The following is a 1,090-nucleotide window of genomic DNA, read 5'->3' on the forward strand; positions in this document are numbered from 1 at the left end:
AAATTAGAAAGCATATCCTGTAAAAGCACAGCATCTTTCTCTACCATCTCTTTGGTTATCAGATTTCCATCTTGATCGAACAAATCAACAAATCCTACTACATTCTCTTTCCAGATTTTTTTTACAAAATCCATTTGTCTGTTAGTAACTTCCAGAACTCTTGTAGGATCAACTTCTTTAATCGAATTTTTAGTTAATTGTTGGAGTAACTCAATCTGAATAGATTTGATCGACTCAATCAAACCATAATTTACACCTTCAAGGATTATGAAGGCACTGCCATCAGTAATCCCATTATCAAAATCACCATTCTTGCTAATATAATCTGAAATATAAGGCAACTCAACTCTTCCAGACAAATTAACATTAACTAATTAAATGACTATAAAGAATACTTTAATGTAAGGAAATTTACCAATAAACTTGCAATTTCAATTCCAAGCATTGGACGATCTTGACATTCCGTATAGATTACAAGATCAAGACACACTGCAAAAGAATATCGCCTACATTTCTGTACAACTTCTCCTATACTCTTAATCGTAAATACCACAACCGGAAGCTTTAGATCTGTACAAGAATACACCTCAGACTTATAATAGATTTGTGTTGTTGCTAACTTATGTGCAAAAAAATAAGCTTTTAAATCCTTCTTAAATGTGTAAACAAATTGTTCAATAAATTTCATCTGAGTAAATCCTTTACTTTGTCATAAAGATTCTCTTTCCAGTTTGTATATTTCTTCTTAATATCATTCTTCTTAAGACTGATCCATATAGGAACAGCCATATCAGCAAGTCCTTTATAAGAAGCCCAAGACTTGATCTTTGCTAAGCTGGGCTGTGTAAAACCTGAATTGTACACTTCTCCTGAATCTAACATCTCAGCTAACGGAGAACCAACTTTAACCTTAATGTCAAATCCAGAATCAGTTTCATTAGTTTCGATACTAGTTATTTCACTCAAACGACCTGGAACTTGAGATTTAAGAGAAGTAACACTCTTTTGTTTTATCCTAACTCCAATAAAACTCTTTACTTCCTCAAAAATAGACTTCTTCAACATGCTAAAATAATGTTTACTCACATAA

General features: G+C 32.1%; 3 protein-coding genes. All 3 read right to left on the reverse strand.

The features are described from left to right. A partial coding sequence (locus U881_RS10555; protein WP_038363459.1) for a hypothetical protein occupies window positions 1-359 on the reverse strand: 359 nt, incomplete at its 3' end. A 23-nt stretch (window positions 360-382) separates the two neighbouring features. Further along, window positions 383-688, reverse strand: a complete 306-nt coding sequence (locus U881_RS10560; RefSeq protein ID WP_051374028.1) for a hypothetical protein — start codon at window positions 686-688, stop codon at window positions 383-385. Further along, window positions 685-1,086, reverse strand: a complete 402-nt coding sequence (locus U881_RS0102425; protein WP_024653125.1) for a hypothetical protein — start codon at window positions 1,084-1,086, stop codon at window positions 685-687. The genes U881_RS10560 and U881_RS0102425 overlap by 4 nt, the downstream gene beginning before the upstream one ends. Between the last annotated feature and the right edge of the window lie 4 nt (window positions 1,087-1,090).

The sequence above is a fragment of the Borrelia persica No12 genome (genome assembly GCF_000500045.1).
GTDB lineage: Bacteria > Spirochaetota > Spirochaetia > Borreliales > Borreliaceae > Borrelia > Borrelia persica.

Excerpts from the sequence above, each read along its gene's own strand:
- U881_RS10560 (WP_051374028.1), bottom strand. The coding sequence starts at position 688 with ATGAAATTTATTGAACAATTTGTTTACACATTTAAGAAGGATTTAAAA.